Here is a 17,327-nt window from a genome sequence, read left to right as displayed (position 1 = left end):
CCGCTAGGCTAGTGTAGAGCGCCAAAATAATAATTAAGGAACCCCTATGTCCCTCGACACCACACAAGAGGCACTCGCCGCACCGCCAAAGCAGGCAGCCCAAACCAACTTGCCGATTCTGTTCGGCGATATAGTGCTGTTCGCCTTGCTCTATAACTTTCTGCCTTTCGAGCCAGGGGTGAATACCGGCATCGCTATTCTCGTCTTCGCCGCCGTGCTCTGGCTGACCGAAGCGATTCACATCAGCGTCACCGCCATACTGATCCCTATCATGGGCGTCTTGCTAGGGGTTTTTGAAACCAAGGCAGCCATGAGCAACTTCGCCAACCCTATCATCTATCTCTTCTTCGGTGGCTTCGTGCTGGCCGCAGCCCTCAACCATCAGGGCATTGATAGACGCATCGCCCAAAAGGTATTGACCGCCTCCAAGGGCAAACTCAGCATCGCCTGCATGTTGCTATTTGGGATCACAGCGCTACTCTCCATGTGGATCAGCAACACGGCCACGGCGGCCATGATGCTGCCTCTGGCCCTTGGGATCCTCAGGCAACTGGATTTCAAGGAGCACAGAAGCACCTATCTCTTCATGCTACTGGGCATCGCTTACTCGGCCAACATTGGCGGCATCGGCACCCTGGTGGGCAGCCCGCCGAACGCGATCGCCGCAGCCCAGGTCGGCCTGAGTTTCGCCGACTGGCTAGAGTTTGGTCTGCTTACCGTAGCACTCATGCTGCCTAGCATGTTGATTGCTCTCTATATCTACCTAAAACCCAACCTCAATGTGGTGTGTGAGATCCCCAAGAGCAACGAACATCTCGCCCTGCAGGGTAAACTCACCTTGCTTATCTTCCTTACCACTGTGTGCTGCTGGATCTTCAGCAAGCCTATCTCCACCGCACTGGGGGGAATTAAACAGTTCGATACCATAGTGGCACTGGGCTCAGTCGTTATGCTCGCCGGGCTTGGCCTGGTCGACTGGAAGAAGATTGAGAAAACTACTGACTGGGGCGTGCTGATCCTCTTCGGTGGCGGCCTCACACTCAGCGCCATCCTCAAAACCACGGGCACCAGCGTCTTCCTGGCCCACTGGGTCACCGATATCTTCGGCAACACCCATATGGCGCTGTTTACCTTTGCGGTGATCTTCTTTGTGGTGATGCTTACCGAATTTGCCAGTAACACCGCCAGCGCCGCGCTCCTGGTGCCTGTATTTGCCGCCATCGCCGAGGCGTTAGGCCTGTCACCTGTGATGCTCTCTGTGCTTATAGGTATCGCCGCGTCCTGCGCCTTCATGTTGCCAGTGGCCACACCGCCAAACGCCATCGTTTACGGCTCTGGCTTTATCAAGCAATCGGAGATGATGCGCGCCGGGGTGATCATCAACTTCATCAGTATGTTGGCGCTCTATGTGATCGCCCATCTGTTCTGGACCATCTAAAAACACAAAAGCCTGCAACTGCAGGCTTTTTTATTCTTCTATCTAAGGACTCACATAAGGCTCTAGGCTTTAACTTCCAAATTAGTCGTCAAATTAGCTGTCGATCTAAGCCTCGAAGGCTTGAGCCAGATCGGCAATAATATCCTCACTATCTTCAAGGCCCAGGGAGATCCTCAGCAGGCTATCGCCTATGCCGGCATCCATTCTCGCCTCTGGCGAATAGGGCGAATGTGTCATCGAGGCGGGATGCTGGATCAAAGACTCGGCGTCCCCCAGGCTGACCGCGATTTTAAACAGCTTGAGTCTATTAGCGAACGCCTTGGCAGTGTCGAAACTGCCTTTAAGTTCGAAGGCCACCACGCCGCCGGCTCGACGCATCTGTTTACCCAGCAAAGCATGCCCAGAATGTCCCTTGAGGCCAGGGTAATAGACTCTGGCCACCTCAGGATGCTGCTCAAGATATGCGGCGACCCGCTCGGCGTTATCGCAATGGCGCGCCAGTCTCACATCTAAGGTCTTGAGTCCTCGCAGGATCAGCCAGGCATCATGGGGAGAGATCACTCCACCGATATCCTTAAGCACCTCGAGTTTCACCTTAGTGATCATCTCCTCAGTCCCGCAGACGATGCCCGCGATCACGTCACCATGACCGTTGAGATACTTAGTCGCACTGTGGATCACCATGTCGATCCCCATGCTCAGCGGGCGCTGCAACAGCGGCGTCATGAAGGTGTTATCGACTATGCTCACCAGCTGATGTTCTTTGGCCAGCGCCGCGATAGCCTCAAGATCATAGACATCCAGATGTGGGTTAACAGGCGTCTCGCAAAACAACGCCTTAGTGTTGGGGCGAATGGCCTGAGCTATGTTGGCGACTTCGCAGAAATCCACCAGGGTCACCTCAATGCCGAAACGCTTAAACTGCTCCGTCATCAGGGCAAAGGTACAGCCATAGACAGCCTTGGAAGCGACCAGGTGGTCGCCCTGGCTTAGATTGGTCAGCAGGGCCGCAGATACCGCCGCCATGCCGGATGCGGTCGCCGCTGCGGCTTCGCTGCCTTCCAGCACCGCCATCTTACGTTCTAGTTCTGCCGTAGTGGGATTGCCAAGGCGAGTGTAGATATAGCCTTGTTGTTCGCCGGCAAAGCAATCACCGCCCTGCTCGACTGTCTCAAAGGTAAAGGTGGCGCTTTGCACCAAAGGGGATACCAAGGCGCCGTGCTGATTGGCCTCATGCCCTGCATGGATCACCTGAGTGGCAAGTTTCCATTTATCTTGCATACACTTTCTCCGTCATACTCGCAGCCTATTATTGTTGGCTTATATTTATTGGTTTAGCGTGGCAGCGATGCATTAACTTGCCCAGTTTAGGGACGCGGAGTAAACCTGCTTAGCGAAATTATCTCCTATTTGGATGTAAAATCTTTGTTACGAACAGTTGTTTTACCTAAGACGCTAACGGAGAAGTCTTTCAGCTCGCCAAGCAGGGCCGTATGTATCTTACTCAGCCTAGGTCGGGAGTCTGGGGTAAACACCACGGGGCGACACAGCCGCATGGTCTGATAGCCTAAACGCGCCGTGAGCAGGCCGCCGCCCAGCCCCTGTGCCAGTCTCGCAGAGATCTTACCTGACATCTCCAGTGAAAACAGCTGAGTCCCGATATCGGTGACAATCTCGCTCGTGCCGGCATAGATGATGTTAGTTATCACCGACCGGATAAGCTTGATGCGGCTCCAGTAACCCAGTTCTATGCCGTAGCAGCGCGCCAGCTCAGCTATCATCTTCTGATTGCGCCAGAGTATGATCGCCATATCCAGCACGGCGATAGGACTGGCCGCCAGCAAGAGTGCCGATTCGCTGGCATAGCGATGCACCAGTTTCTTTGCCTTGGCATCGACCTGCGGCAGCACGCTGCTCTCGAACAGTATCAGGCGTTCGGCGTCGTTATGCTCCTCGTGCACCAGGCGGTAATAACTATTGGTGTCAATTTCTTCTGGTAGGTTTGAGATGAGTCTGTCGATAAACTTGTCCGCCTCGCCCCTCTGCATGCTCTGAGATAAGCGCTCACTCACCGCCTGGGCCTCTTCTACCGCGCGTAGTCTGCGCAGTTGGCGCCACTCCTTCACGCCTATGGTGACTGCCCAAAGACTCACGATGGCGGTCACGCTACCATAGAGACCAAACAGCCAAGGGCTCTGAGCCCACGCTTCCCTTAGGGTCAACCCGAGCTCCACCAGCAAGATACTACCAATCCCGAGCAAGGACGCCTTGGCAAGCCATGACCATGAGCGCCGACGCGCGCCAGACGGCGACTTGCTAACGATACCATCAAGCTCAGGCACCAGCGCCTGGAGCGCCGCTTCGTCCAGTTCGCCTGTCTCGGCATCCTCGAACACCACCTGGTCATCGAAGCGCTCTGCCGCCTTAAGCTCGGTAACGCTTAACGCCTGCTCTGGCTCGAACACTTGCTTCTTTTCAATCTGCATATCGGCTTTACTCATAACGCTTTTCGGTGCCCTCATTGCAATGCATGCTTTCTAACCGCTATCTCTCCGCACTCTTGTGCCCGATTTAACTCAGCTTGTCGCCGAGCAAAAACTGCAACAGGTGATCCAGGCGTATGTGCTCAAACTGCGCCTGGTGGCCAGACTCGGCCAGTCGCGGCGGGGCGAAATCGACAAATTCGAACCCTTGCCTCCGCCAGAAATCGCCGCCGGGTAAGTGAGTGGGGACTTCGCCCGGGAACATGGTCACCTCTTGGTTTGAGGCAAGCTCTATCCCCTTCACCACCTCGACCGATTTCCCCTGGCTCTGCACCATGCCGTGCTGAGTCGCCTTGATGGCACTGATCGCCATCACCTCGACTTCACAGCCTTCAAACTGGGCATGTTGCTGGCTGCGTTTCACCAGATGAGACAAGAGCGATAACACATTGCCCTGCTGGTCCCGGGTGATGTGATCTACCTTGCTGGCAGCAAACAAGAGCTTATCAATCCGCGGTGCGAACAAGCGTCTCAGCAGATTCGATTGCCCGAAATGGAAACTCTCCATGATAGCATCGATTGCCCCCGTCATATCATCAAACTGCGCCTTGCCGTGATTGAGCGGCGTCAGGCAGTCGACCAGCACCAGCTGGCGGTCGAACTTGGCAAAATAGTCACGATAGAAGGGTTTCACCACCTGGCTAACATAGCTGTGATAGCGCTGCTTCAATACCTGATAGTAGCAATGCTTTGGACTCTCTTCTGCGGCGTCCAGTTCGGCCTCGCTCAGATGCAGCAGGGGAAAGAATGCCAGTATGGGGGTATCTGCAAGCTCACCCGGCAGCAGCATGCGCCCGGGCTGAGCATGGTAGAAGCCTTGCTCCTCGACAAGATCCACCAGCAACGCCTGATAAAGCCCAGCGATCTGCTTTAACTTAAGCTCATCGGCGCTTTGCTTGAGGTCTAGCTCCCGACAAGCCGCGACGAATGCCTGATAATGGGCGCTCTGTGACAACACAGCATCGCGGCGCGCCTGCACCTGGCACCAGTCCTTAAAACTCAATTTGAGCATAGGCAGATCCAGCAGCCACTCGCCTGGGTAATCCACTATGTCCAAATAAAGCGTCGCGCTGTCGGTAAATTTTGCCCTAAAGCCTGCCGAAGGCTGGTATCGAATGGCGAGGCGCAGCTCGCTGATGGTACGGGTCGATTGTGGCCAGGCAGGCGTCTCGCCGCACAAGGCGCTCATGGCGCCCTCATAGTCGAAACTCGCTATAGTCAGATCCGGCTGTAGGGCACGTTTCACCCCGTGTAGGCGCCCCTCACGGGAGACCTGCAGCAGCGACAATGCGTTGTGGCGCTGACCGACACCGGCATGCAACAGTTGATTAACCAGTCCGGTAATGAAGGCGGTCTTGCCTGCGCCCGATAAGCCGGTTACCGCCAGGCGAACATGATTGTCCGTGGTGCGTTTAACCAGTGACTTGGAGTGATGGCCGAGTTGACGAAGAGAGCGGTTAAATGAATTCATCATTTGCTTTTACTATTGGCTAAGGGCTTTATGGCTAAGAGCGTTACGGTTAAGGGCTTCTTACCTTAATACGGCTAAGGGCGGTATACACCGCCCATTGAAAGGATTTAAAGATTGTTGATCTGCTGTTTAAGATCGAAGCTGTCTGAGGTGACATGCCTTTCAAGATGCTGCAACCTGAGTTCTAAATCGCGGAACTGGTTGTTGACGTCTCTTAAGGCTGCCTTAGCCGGCTCTCCTGCCTGCCATACCTTCTTCTTCACCTCGATCTCCTTGTGTTGTTGCTTGTTCTTTGCGCTGCCGGGTTTGATATCCAAGATCATCCAGAGTAGTACGTAGATGATAAGAATAACCCCCGATCCCCCAAGCAAAAATATCGATGCGGCGACCACTCTGACCAACCAGGTTTCGAAGTTGAAGTAGTCCGCTATCCCTGCGCACACTCCAGCTATCTTGCCTGACTCGGGGATTCGATATAAGGGTCGTCCCTTAGATTCGCTCATCTCGATTCCTCCACTGCGGGGCCTCGCTATCTAAAATCGCTTCCAATGTCTCTATGCGTTGGGCCATTTTATCAGCTTTGCCGATTAGCTCATTCAGCTGAGCATACTCTTCTTCAGTGAGTCCCTGGCTCACTTGGCGTTTGCTACGATAGTGCAGAATCAGCCAGATGGGCGCCACCACTACCATAAAGATAATAATTGGGGCTATTAATAAATCCAAATCCATAACTCACCTCAGAATTGTTGTTATTTAGTCTGTTTCTTGGCTTTCGCTGCTTTTACCTTAGCCTTCAGGGCTTCTAGCTCTGCACTAACGGCATCTTCAGCTTCCAGCGCGGCGAATTCATCGTTCAGTGTCTTCTGGTTACCCAGATCATAGGCTTCCACCTGAGATTCAAGACCTTCGACACGACGCTCATACTGCTCGAAACGGCTCATGGCATTGTCAATCTTGCTCGAGTCCAACTGACGCTTCACTTCTAGGCGAGAAGACGCAGTCTGCTTACGCATAATGATAGTCTTCTGACGTGCCTTGGCGTCGGCCAATTTCTCTTGCAGCAGGTTCACTTCCTCTTTCAGGCGTGCGATCTGCTCTTCGACAACGACTAGCTCCTGCTCTAGGGTGCTTGCCAACTCACTGGCCTTTTGCTTTTCAAGCAGAGCAGCCTTAGCTAGATCTTCACGGTCTTTCGACAGTGCCAGTTCCGCCTTGTCCTGCCAATCCTGAACCTGCTCCTGCACCTTAGCGATACGGCGAATGATCTCTTTCTTCTCTGCCAGTACCTTGGCTGAGGTAGAACGAACTTCTACTAACGTATCTTCCATCTCTTGGATGATCAGGCGAACCATTTTTTCTGGATCTTCTGCTTTATCGAGTAATGCGCTGATATTCGAGTTAATAATATCTGCAAAGCGAGAGAAAATTCCCATAATACTGTCCTCAAATTTATGTTGGTTTCGCCTAGATTAATACATTAAGTGTGCCAACTTAACTATACCGATTAAAAACAATCAGTTAAACATATTTATAACTTTTTCTTTATTTTATTTCACAGGGCACATATTATAATTTTCACCAATAATTAGCGTGAAAGACTAAAAAATAAAGTGGCCAATCAATTTCAACAAGACAACCTCATAGGTCAGTCGAACGCTCTACTGGAAGTCCTTGAGCACGTTTCAAAAATTGCACCCTTATCTAAGCCGGTCTTAATTATTGGCGAGCGCGGAACCGGTAAAGAGTTGATCGCCGAGCGCCTACATTATCTCTCCAAACGCTGGGATCAAAGCTTTATTAAGCTAAATTGTTCATCGCTCAGTGAAAATCTATTAGAGAGCGAGCTCTTCGGCCACGATGCAGGCGCTTTCACCGGCGCCAACAAGAAACACGAAGGACGGTTCGAGCGCGCCGATGGCGGCACCCTGTTTTTAGACGAGCTAGCCAACACCTCAGGTTTAATCCAAGAGAAACTACTACGCGTCATCGAATATGGCGAGTTTGAACGTGTGGGGGGCAGCAAGACGGTACAGACAGATGTGCGCCTGGTGTGCGCCGCCAACGAAGATCTCCCCTCACTGGCCGAAGCGGGGGAATTTAGGGCCGACCTGCTCGACCGCTTGGCATTTGATGTGATCACCTTGCCACCACTGCGTCATCGCCCGGAAGATATTATGCCCCTGGCCGAATATTTCGCCATCGGTATGGCTCGCCAGCTGAAACAGCAGCAATTTGACGGCTTTAGTCGCAATGCCATCGAGCAATTACTGGATTATCACTGGCCGGGCAATATCCGTGAGTTGAAGAACGTGGTCGAGCGCGCCGTCTACCGTAATACGGATCTGGATGAACCGATCGACAGCATTATCATAGATCCCTTTGCTTCCCCTTATAGGCCGACCAACCGCGTCAAGACCAAGTCCCGTCAGGTGCAGAGTGAACAGGCCGTTGAGCAGGAGAGCCCAGCGACGCACGCTACCGAATCAGCCAGCAAGGCTAACGGCCTAGATATCAGCTTCCCACTGGACTTTAAAGAGCATTGTGAGCAGCAGGAGATCTTGCTGCTTAAGAAGGCGCTGGAATCGGGGCAATACAACCAAAAGAAGACGGCGGAGCTACTCGGACTCAGCTACCATCAGCTGAGAGGCATCTTAAAAAAGTACAACTTACTGGATAAATAAGCCCACCAGGGGCAGATGATGTTTGCCCCTAACTCCAGACCACTGTTAAAATAAACCCCTTCATTCAAATAACTATTACATCTGCTGATGAAAGAGCTGCTCAAACGTCTCACGTTAGGTTCGGCGTTTTGTTGTATCGTGCCACTGTTGTCGGCCTGTGGACCGACGCGAGTGCCCTCGGGATTGGTCTATTGCTCTGAAGGCAACCCTGAGTCCTTCAACCCCCAGTTGGTCACCTCTGGTACCACAGTCGATGCGACCTCACAGCAGCTTTACGACGGTCTGGTGGATTACGACGCCAGAACCGGTGAGATGACCCCGTCTCTCGCCACCTCCTGGCACCTCAGCGATGATGAGAAGGTCTACACCTTCGAGCTTCGCCAAGACGTGCAATTTCATCGCTCCGACATCTTTACCCCGAGTCGCAACTTTAATGCCGATGATGTGATTTTCTCTTTCAACCGCATCATAGATACCGACAACCCCTATCACTTTGTCTCTAAAAGCGGTTACCCCTTCTTCCAGAGCATCGGCTTTGCCGAGCTTATCGACGATATAGAGAAGATAGATGACTACCATGTCGCCTTTCATCTCAAGCATAAGGATGCCTCCTTCCTCTCCAACCTGGCGACAGGCTTTGCGGTGATCCTTTCTAAAGAGTATGCCGACCAACTGCAGCGCTCCGGTCAGGAAGAGTTGCTGGACAAACTGGCGATAGGTACCGGCCCCTTCAGGCTGATCGACTACGTGAAGAACGACTTTATTCGTTACTACCGCAACCCCTACTACTGGCGCCTGACCCCAGAGGTCGATCAGCTGGTGTTTGATATCACGCCAAAGAGCACTACCCGCCTGGCTAAGCTGATCACCGGCGACTGCAACGTCTCGGCCCTGCCTAAGGCCGGTGAGCTGCCGGTGGTGATCGAGAAAGAAGATCTCGAGGTGGAGTCGCTCCCCGGATTTAACGTCGCCTTCTGGGCTTTTAATACCGAGCGGATCCCCTTTAACGATGTCAGGGTGCGCCGCGCACTGGCCCACGCCATAGACAAAGAGAACATCCTCAGGGCCGTGTACCAGAAGACGGCCGAAGAGGCGGTGGGCCTGCTGCCGCCACTCTCCTGGGCATATTCGGCCAACGAGAAGATGATCGACTACGACCCAGAGAAAGCCCGCGAGCTACTCGACGAGGCTGGGGTGAAAAACCTCACCATAGATATTTGGGCCATGCCGGTCGCCCGTATCTACAACCCCAACGCCCATAAGACCGCCGAACTGATCCAGGCAGATCTGGCCAACATTGGCGTCAAGGTCAATATCGTCAACTACGACTGGAGCGTCTTCAATCAGAAGCTGAGCCAGCATGGTTACGATTCGGTACTCATCGGCTGGAACGCCGACAACAGCGACCCCGACAACTTCTTTACTCCCATTTTGAGCTGCGCCTCTGTGGGCTCAAACAGTAACCGTTCGCGCTGGTGCGACCCTGCCTTCGACCATATCCTTAACGCGGCTAAGTCAACCACAGACAGAGAGAAGCGGGCGCGTCTCTATCAGGAGGCCGAGCAGTATGTGGCCGAGCAGGTACCTATGCTGCCCTTCGCCCATGCCACCCGCATGGTGGTGAAACAGAAATCGGTGACCGAGGCTAAGCTGACCCCCTTTGGCGGCATCTCCTTCACCAAAACATCTGCCCAGCCTCGCCTTACCAGCGACAACAAGGAGAGTAACTGATGGCCAGATACCTGATCCGTAGGTTAAATCTTTTCCTGGCGACCTCACTGGTGCTTTTCCTGGTGATGTTTATCGCTACCGGTAAGTTTCCCGTCGCCCACACCTTTGCATTAACGGGCCTGCAATCACCGACAGCTCAAGAACTGACGCAAATTGCGCAAGATTATCAACTCGATAGCTCGCAGGCACATCAGTTTCTCGCCTACCTACAGCAGCGCCTGTCGGGTAACCTGGGCATATCGGCCACCTCACAGAACCCGGTGTTCGACGAGCTCACCGCCGTGCTGCCCGCCAGTTTTGAGCTGGGGATTGTCGCCGGGCTGATCGCCCTGGTGTTGGGCCTGCCGCTGGGAGTACTGGCGTCCTTGAGCAAGCATAAGATCACTCAGCACACCATCATGGCGATCACCCTGACCGGTTACTCCATTCCCGTGTTCTGGCTCGGCCTGTCACTGTCGCTCTGGTTTGGGGTACAGCTGGGCTGGCTGCCGATTTCGGGGCAGATCAATCTGCTGTATGACATACGCCCGGTCACCGGTTTTCTGCTGATCGATACCTTGCTGTCGGACTCGCAATATGCCACCTCGGCCTTTATCGACGCCCTGCTGCATATCATCTTGCCTGCGGTGACCCTGGCGGTGCTGCCTTTTACCGTAGTTGTGCGTATCACCCGCGCGGCGATGATATCCATCATGGATCAGACCTATATCAAAGCCGCCGAGGCCCGCGGCCTTCATACCAGCATCATAGTGCTGCGCCACGCATTGCCAAACGCCTTTATTCCCGTGCTGAAAAACCTCGGCCTCATGCTGGGCGCCTTTGCCAGCTATGCTATGGTGGTGGAAGTGATCTTTAGTTGGCCAGGCGTGGGCGCCTGGTTGGTCTCAGGGATCTATCAAAGGGATTATACTGTGATACAGGGCGGGATCCTCGCCGTCGCCTTAATCATCATCTTCTTAAGTATCCTTATCGAGGTGATCCATACGGCAATGAACCCCCTCAGCAGGAAAGAGCTCTATGCCGCAAATTAAAATCTATCAGGAAGATCACATCCCCTCGCCCCTGAGCCGGATCTGGTCCGCCTTTACCGATAACCCGTTCGCCTTCGCTGGGCTCTGGGCCGTCTGCTGTCTGCTGCTTTTGGCTCTGTTTGGCCCGCTTATCGCCCCCTATAGCCCTGAGCATCAAGACCCCTTGGCGCTACTACTGGCGCCCTCCTGGGAGCCCACGGGCACGGTGGAGCACTTCCTCGGCACAGACGATCTGGGCCGCGACATCTTCAGCCGCCTGCTCCATGGCGCCCACCTCACCTTCGGCATGGCGCTGGCAATCGTTATCACCGCCCTGCTGCTGGGTTTCATCATAGGCTCCATCTCGGGCATGATGAAGGGCCTCAAGTCGAGTATCTTGAGCCACCTGCTGGATGCGCTGCTGTCGATCCCCTCGCTGCTGATGGCGATTCTGGTGGTGGCGGTCACAGGACCAGGGCTTGGCAACGTCTTCTGGGCCGTGGGCATCGCGCTTACCCCGCAGTTTGTCCGCGCCATTCACCAGGCGGTGCACGAAGAGTTACAGAAAGAGTATGTCACCGCCGCCAGACTCGATGGTGCCAATAGTTTGCAGATCTTCTGGTATGTGATCCTGCCCAACATCATGGACACGATGATCATTCAGACCACCTTAGGGATCTCGGCCGCTATCCTTGATATCGCCGCACTGGGCTTCCTCAACCTGGGGGCCCAGGCCCCTAGCCCAGAATGGGGCGCCATGGTGTCTCAAGGCTTAGATAATCTGCTCACCGCTCCCTGGACGGTCACCATACCCGGCGTCGCCATCCTCTGTAGCGTGCTAGCCATTAACCTGGTGGGAGACGGACTGCGCTCTGCCCTCTCGCCGATTCGCTCCTAACGAGACGCAGCTATGCCATTACTGGACATTAGAAACCTCACCATAGAACTCGATACCCCCCACGGCCGCGTCAAGGCCCTGGAGCGTGTGAGCCTTACCCTCAACCCTGGCGAGGTTCACGGCCTGGTGGGCGAGTCGGGCTCGGGCCGCACCCTGCTGGCCAAGGCTATCTTAGGGATCCCGGGTCACAACTGGACCATACAGGCGGATCGCATGATGTGGGATGGACAGAACCTGATGGACATGTCCCCCAGCGAGCGCCGCGTGCTCATGGGCAGCGAGATGGCGATGATCTTTCAAGACCCCATCAGCAGCTTAGATCCAGCTATTGCCGTCGGCACCCAGATCATCGAGGCGATGCCGGAAAACAAGGAACTGCCCTGGTGGAAGCGCGGCAGCGACAAGCGCAAGAAGGCCCAGCAGTGGCTGCATAAGGTGGGTATAAAAGAGACCCAGAAGATCATGTCCAGCTACGCCTGGGAGCTCTCCGACGGTGAGTGCCAGAAGGTGATGATCGCCATCGCGGTAGCCAACCAGCCTAGGCTGCTGATTGCCGACGAGCCCACCAACTCGATGGAGGTGCGCACCCAGGCACAGATTTTCCGTCTGCTGAGTAAACTCAATCAACTACAAAACGTATCTATCCTATTGATTAGCCACGAGTTAGAGACGCTTTCTCAGTGGTGTGACCGTTTAACCGTGATGTACAGCGGTCAGGTGATGGAATCGGGAGTGACCAGCGATGTTATCGCCAATCCCTATCACCCTTACACCAAGGCGCTGTTGGATAATATTCCCGATTACTCCAATCCCGAGCACCACAAGACCATGATGCAGACCCTGCCAGGCTCGGCGCCTGCGCTACAACATCTGCCCATAGGTTGCCGACTCGGCCCGCGTTGCCCCCAGGCCCAGAAACTCTGTGTGAATCAGCCGAGCCTGTGTCACCAGAAAGACCGCTATTTTGCCTGTCATTTCCCTTATCACAATGAGCCATGCCATGAAGAGCCCCTTACTAAAAGTTAATCGACTCAGTAAAACCTTTTTCGCCGGCTATAAGGGATTTAAGCGCCAGTATAACCATGCCCTCGAGCCCATCTCCTTCGAGCTTAATCGCGGCGAGACCCTGGCAATTGTGGGCGAGACGGGCTCGGGCAAGAGCACCCTGGCCCGTATCTTGGTAGGCGCCGAGCAGCGCACCGATGGTGAGATTTTATTTGAGGGCGAAGCGCTGGAAAGCCGCAACCTGAAACAGCGTTGCAGGCTCATTCGGATGATTTTTCAGGACCCCAACACCTCGCTCAACCCGCGCTTGACTGTGGGTGAACTATTGGATGAACCCTTAAGATTCAATACGGATCTGGACAAGCAGGCGCGCTTCGCTCAGGTGGTGGATACCCTGCGCAAGGTCGGCCTATTGCCAGAGCACGCCGACTTCTACCCTCACATGATCTCAGAGGGGATGAAGCAGCGGGTCGCGGTGGCCAGGGCCTTGATGTTAAACCCAAAAATTATCATTGCCGACGAGGCGTTGACGGCGCTGGATCTCTCGGTGCGCTCGCAAATTCTTAACCTTTTGCTCAAGCTGCAGCAAGAGATGGGACTCTCCTACATCTTCGTGTCCCATAACATGAATATCATTCGCCATTTCAGCGATAAGATCATGGTATTGCACCAGGGCAAGATGGTGGAAAAAGCCACCACAGAGAAGCTGTTTAATGCCCCCGAGCATGAATATACCCAGCGGCTTATTCAGGAACAGACCATGTTTTCCTACAAGCGTTAAACTGCTCCAACCACTGGAACATTAACGTCTTATTATTAAAAAAGGTGTGCCATTTCAGCGTGGTTTAATTATCCTTATGGCACTTTTTCAAGAGAAGCAGAAACATGATAATCAAACCCAAAACACGTGGCTTTATTTGTACCACCACTCATCCGGTTGGCTGTGAAGCAAATGTACTAGAGCAAATCAACATCACTAAGGCAAAAGGCCCTGTCGCCAATGGCCCTAAGAAAGTATTAGTGATCGGCTCTTCAAGTGGCTATGGTCTATCTTCGCGCATTGCGGCAGCCTTTGGCAGCGGCGCGGCAACCCTCGGCGTCTTTTTTGAAAAACCAGGTACCGAGACTAAACCTGGTACGGCTGGCTGGTATAACTCAGCGGCCTTCGACAAGTTTGCAAAGCAAGACGGTCTCTATTCTAAGAGCCTTAACTGTGATGCCTTCAGCCATGAAGCCAAGCAGAAGGCTATCGAGCTGATCAAGCAAGATCTGGGTCAGGTAGACATGGTCGTCTACTCACTGGCCTCTCCGGTAAGAAAACTGCCTGACAGCGGCGAGCTGGTACGCTCTTCACTGAAGCCGATTGGCGAGACATACAAGTCTACCGCGGTTGATACCAACAAAGATCTGATCATCGAAACCAGCGTAGAGCCGGCCACAGAGCAAGAGATTGAAGATACTGTTACCGTCATGGGCGGTCAGGATTGGGAACTGTGGATCAATGCCCTGGCCGAGGCCGGCGTACTGACTCCAGATTGTAAGACGGTAGCCTACAGCTACATAGGCACAGAGCTGACCTGGCCTATCTACTGGCACGGTGCCCTGGGCAAGGCCAAGATGGACCTTGACCGCGCCGCACACGCGCTCAACGACAAGCTATCGGCCACCGGCGGCAGCGCCAACGTCGCCGTGCTTAAGAGTGTGGTCACTCAGGCCAGCTCGGCCATCCCTGTAATGCCACTCTACATCGCCATGGTATTTAAGAAGATGCGCGAAGAGGGTCTGCACGAAGGCTGTCAGGAGCAGATCAACCGTATGTTCCACGAGCGCCTATATCGCGCCGACGGTGCAGCACCGGCAGTTGACGAGGCTAACCGCCTGCGTCTGGATGACTGGGAACTACGCGATGAGATCCAGCAGCACTGTCGCGACCTATGGCCAACCATCACCACAGAGAACCTCAGCGAACTCACCGACTACCGTGAGTACAAGGAAGAGTTCCTCAAGTTGTTTGGTTTCGGTATCGAGTCTGTAGACTATGACGCCGATGTGAACCCAGAGGTGAACTTCGACGTCGAGCAGTTCTAAACCGCTCGCTCATCGATAAAAAGCCACGGCCATTGCCGTGGCTTTTTGTTGTCCGGCTTATTGTCCCTGAAGCGCCTCAGAGGCACTATCAGGCCGCGATTGATTCAAGCTACTATGTCGCCCCATAAAAGCTGTCTTCTCTCAACTCATCTCTTCTAAGCGGCGTTGTGAGTAGGCTAAAGACAATCTCCCTACCAATCCCGCCATAGAAGACAAATAAGAGTGATAACTGCAAAGGCAGATGCTGATCGCTACTGGCTAGAAGCCTAGACCATACACTCGATAGAAAGGCCGTTATCGACACCCACCTCCCCTAATGAAACGGCGAAAATGCCTTCTATGCAGCAACTCAGGCTGATCTCCCCCTCAGTCGGATTGCCACTCTGTACTCACAGGCAAACCGAATTGAATGGCCTCTGGCCAAACCTTAGCAACAAAAAAGCCAGTCACTAGGACTGGCTTTTGGCAACTCATCTTATTCTCAAGATAAATTATTCGGCTGGCGTGTAAACCACTTCCGCCTGAGCCTTCAGCGCGGCGATAAGCGCGCGGTAGTCGTTCTCACTGTACTGAGAGTTCAAACGTTGCTTAAGCGCTGTTACCAGGCTCTCATCGACACTCTCGGCTTGATTAACCTTATCTAGGATCACCACGGCATAACCGTTAGCCAGGGCTGCGGTATCAACCACAAACTGCTCGGCTGGCTGGGCCATCTCAAACGCCTTGCTAACGATAGAGGTATCGATACCTTGCTCGCCACGGCTTAGCTGAGTGCGAGTAATCATCTCGGCCGGGATCTCACCGCCCTTGATGGCTGCCATCATCTCTTGCGCCTTGTCGCGCGCCTGCTCGTTAGCCTTGTCTTGCTTGAGACGCTCGACAATGGTCGCCTTCACCTCTGCAAACTCCATGGTGCCCGCCGCAGCATGCTTGTTCACACGCACCACGACCACATGGTTGTCACCCAGCTCAATCACATCACTGTTCATGCCATCGAGCAGAACCGTGTTAGAGAAGGCCGCCTTAAGCACATCGGCAGAGTTTAGTGGCTCTGGCGCATTGTCGCGGGTAAATACTGGGCTGGTCTTGACCGCAACGCCCACTTCTTTAGCCGCTTCGGCCAGGGTATCAGGCACTTCGTAGCTCACGTCAGACAGGCGCTGTTGCAGGGTATAAAACTCGTTAACGGCCTTGTCTTGCTGGATCTGAGCAACGATCTTGTCTTTCACTGCCTCGAATGGCGAGGTCGATGCCGCTTGTAGATCGAGCAGCTTGATGATGTGGTAACCGAAGCTGGTCTTCACTATGTCTGAATACTGACCCTTTTCCAGCGCGAATAGTGCCTGATCGAAAGGTGCTTCCATCACGCCCTGTTCGAACCAATCCAGCTTACCGCCCTGCTCACCGCTGAAGCTGTCATCTGAATCACTCTTAGCCAGCGCTTCAAATTCTTCGCCCGCCTTGAGCTTAGTCATAATAGCTTCGGCCTTAGCCTTAGCTGCATCTTCATCATCACCCAGGCTCACCAAGATATGGGCGGCCAGACGCTTCTCAGGCTGCAGGTACTGCGCCTTGTTCTCGTCGTAATAGGTCTTAGCTTCTTCATCGCTTACCTGAATCGCCGACGCTAACTGATTGGCACTTAGCTCGATATAATCCAGCGCAATGGTTTCAGGACGCACGAACAGCGACTGATTTTGCTGATAATAGGTATTCGCTTCTTCGTCGCTCACGCTTACAGCGGCCAGCATAGGCTCGGCATCGACCACATGGTAACGAATGTCACGGGTTTGTCCCTGAATTTTTGCCAGATACTCGGCTTCACCAGGCAACACAAATTCAGAACCGACAACGGTCACCACTAGCTGACGACGTGTCATGTCACCACGCATCATGTCGCGGAAGCTGTTGGCTTGATAGCCTAGCTGGCGGATCAGGGCTAGGTAACGGTCGTTGTCAAACTTACCGTCGGTTTGGAAGGCGGGCTCATTCATGATAGCCGCTTTGATCTGTTGATCAGAGACTGTAAGCCCTAAGTCGGCGGCGGCTTGATCCACCAACTTGTCGGCGATCAGGCGCTCTAATACATTCTGCTTCACGCTAGCCAGGTAGCTTTCGTTGCTGGCCAAGGTGTCGTACATATCACCCAGTTGCTGCTCTAATCGAGCACGCTCGCTTTGATAGGCTTGCTCCAGTGCAGATTTACTGATCTCTTCACCATTAACCGTAGCCGCGCTCGGCTCCGAAGATGAACCCAAATAGCTACTCACGCCAGTAAATGCAAAGGACAAAATGACAAGAACGAGAATGCCTTTAGCAATCACGCCCTGTGAGCCTTCGCGAATCTTTTCTAACATCAGACTTCTCGCTCGTTGCAATAAAAATAAAAAGGCGCATCACCTATTGGAGGATGCGCCATTTTTGTAATTTGTAGACCTAGTTTACACAGTGCGTAATGTTAG

General features: G+C 53.7%; 15 protein-coding genes. 8 read left to right on the top strand and 7 right to left on the bottom strand.

All coding sequences use genetic code 11. The features are described 5' to 3' along the window. The first annotated feature begins 46 nt into the window (after positions 1-46). Positions 47-1,438 (top strand): DASS family sodium-coupled anion symporter, encoded by a 1,392-nt coding sequence (locus AYI87_RS06215; RefSeq protein ID WP_144200510.1) that lies wholly within the window; start codon positions 47-49, stop codon positions 1,436-1,438. 105 nt (positions 1,439-1,543) lie between these two features. Here AYI87_RS06215 and megL read toward each other — a convergent pair whose 3' ends face one another. The 6 genes from megL to pspA form a co-directional block, all read right to left on the bottom strand. Beyond that, entirely contained in the window at positions 1,544-2,719 is a 1,176-nt protein-coding gene (gene megL, locus AYI87_RS06210; RefSeq protein ID WP_144200509.1) for a methionine gamma-lyase, read from the bottom strand. A 125-nt stretch (positions 2,720-2,844) separates the two neighbouring features. Next, positions 2,845-3,939 carry a TIGR01620 family protein gene (locus AYI87_RS06205; RefSeq protein ID WP_144200507.1) on the bottom strand — a complete coding sequence of 365 codons (1,095 nt, stop codon included), beginning with the start codon at positions 3,937-3,939 and terminating at the stop codon, positions 2,845-2,847. Between the two features lie 70 nt (positions 3,940-4,009). Further along, a complete protein-coding gene (locus AYI87_RS06200) occupies positions 4,010-5,452 on the bottom strand; it encodes a YcjX family protein (RefSeq protein ID WP_186300576.1) in 1,443 nt (480 codons plus the stop codon). A gap of 107 nt (positions 5,453-5,559) precedes the next feature. After that, a complete protein-coding gene (pspC, locus tag AYI87_RS06195) occupies positions 5,560-5,955 on the bottom strand; it encodes an envelope stress response membrane protein PspC (RefSeq protein WP_144200503.1) in 396 nt (131 codons plus the stop codon). Beyond that, positions 5,942-6,181: an envelope stress response membrane protein PspB gene (gene pspB, locus AYI87_RS06190; protein WP_011866292.1), complete on the bottom strand. Its 240-nt coding sequence runs from the start codon at positions 6,179-6,181 to the stop codon at positions 5,942-5,944. The genes pspC and pspB overlap by 14 nt, the downstream gene beginning before the upstream one ends. 20 nt (positions 6,182-6,201) lie before the next feature. Continuing rightward, positions 6,202-6,885 (bottom strand): phage shock protein PspA, encoded by a 684-nt coding sequence (pspA, locus tag AYI87_RS06185; protein WP_011866293.1) that lies wholly within the window; start codon positions 6,883-6,885, stop codon positions 6,202-6,204. Positions 6,886-7,062: 177 nt separating this feature from the next. On the opposite strand from pspA, the gene pspF reads away from it, so the two are divergent. The 7 genes from pspF (at position 7,063) to fabV (ending at position 14,865) form a co-directional block, all read left to right on the top strand. Continuing rightward, positions 7,063-8,133, top strand: coding sequence for a phage shock protein operon transcriptional activator (gene pspF / locus AYI87_RS06180; RefSeq protein ID WP_144200501.1), 1,071 nt, complete (start codon positions 7,063-7,065; stop codon positions 8,131-8,133). 87 nt (positions 8,134-8,220) lie between these two features. After that, positions 8,221-9,864: an ABC transporter substrate-binding protein gene (locus tag AYI87_RS06175; RefSeq protein WP_144200499.1), complete on the top strand. Its 1,644-nt coding sequence runs from the start codon at positions 8,221-8,223 to the stop codon at positions 9,862-9,864. Further along, positions 9,864-10,895, top strand: coding sequence for an ABC transporter permease subunit (locus tag AYI87_RS06170; protein ID WP_144200497.1), 1,032 nt, complete (start codon positions 9,864-9,866; stop codon positions 10,893-10,895). The genes AYI87_RS06175 and AYI87_RS06170 overlap by 1 nt, the downstream gene beginning before the upstream one ends. Next, positions 10,882-11,772: an ABC transporter permease subunit gene (locus AYI87_RS06165; protein WP_011866297.1), complete on the top strand. Its 891-nt coding sequence runs from the start codon at positions 10,882-10,884 to the stop codon at positions 11,770-11,772. The genes AYI87_RS06170 and AYI87_RS06165 overlap by 14 nt, the downstream gene beginning before the upstream one ends. Positions 11,773-11,784: 12 nt before the next feature. After that, positions 11,785-12,798, top strand: coding sequence for an oligopeptide/dipeptide ABC transporter ATP-binding protein (locus tag AYI87_RS06160; RefSeq protein WP_011866298.1), 1,014 nt, complete (start codon positions 11,785-11,787; stop codon positions 12,796-12,798). Further along, positions 12,773-13,558, top strand: a complete 786-nt coding sequence (locus tag AYI87_RS06155) for an ATP-binding cassette domain-containing protein (protein ID WP_011866299.1) — start codon at positions 12,773-12,775, stop codon at positions 13,556-13,558. Before AYI87_RS06160 ends, AYI87_RS06155 begins: the two co-directional genes overlap by 26 nt. Before the next feature lie 104 nt (positions 13,559-13,662). After that, positions 13,663-14,865, top strand: coding sequence for an enoyl-ACP reductase FabV (gene fabV / locus AYI87_RS06150; RefSeq protein ID WP_144200495.1), 1,203 nt, complete (start codon positions 13,663-13,665; stop codon positions 14,863-14,865). A 491-nt stretch (positions 14,866-15,356) separates the two neighbouring features. On the opposite strand, the gene AYI87_RS06145 is transcribed toward fabV, so the two are convergent. Continuing rightward, positions 15,357-17,222 (bottom strand): SurA N-terminal domain-containing protein, encoded by a 1,866-nt coding sequence (locus AYI87_RS06145; protein WP_144200493.1) that lies wholly within the window; start codon positions 17,220-17,222, stop codon positions 15,357-15,359. Between the last annotated feature and the right edge of the window lie 105 nt (positions 17,223-17,327).

This window comes from Shewanella sp. KCT (assembly GCF_007636505.1).
Lineage (GTDB): Bacteria > Pseudomonadota > Gammaproteobacteria > Enterobacterales > Shewanellaceae > Shewanella > Shewanella halotolerans.
This window is presented reverse-complemented; position numbering and strand designations above follow the sequence as displayed.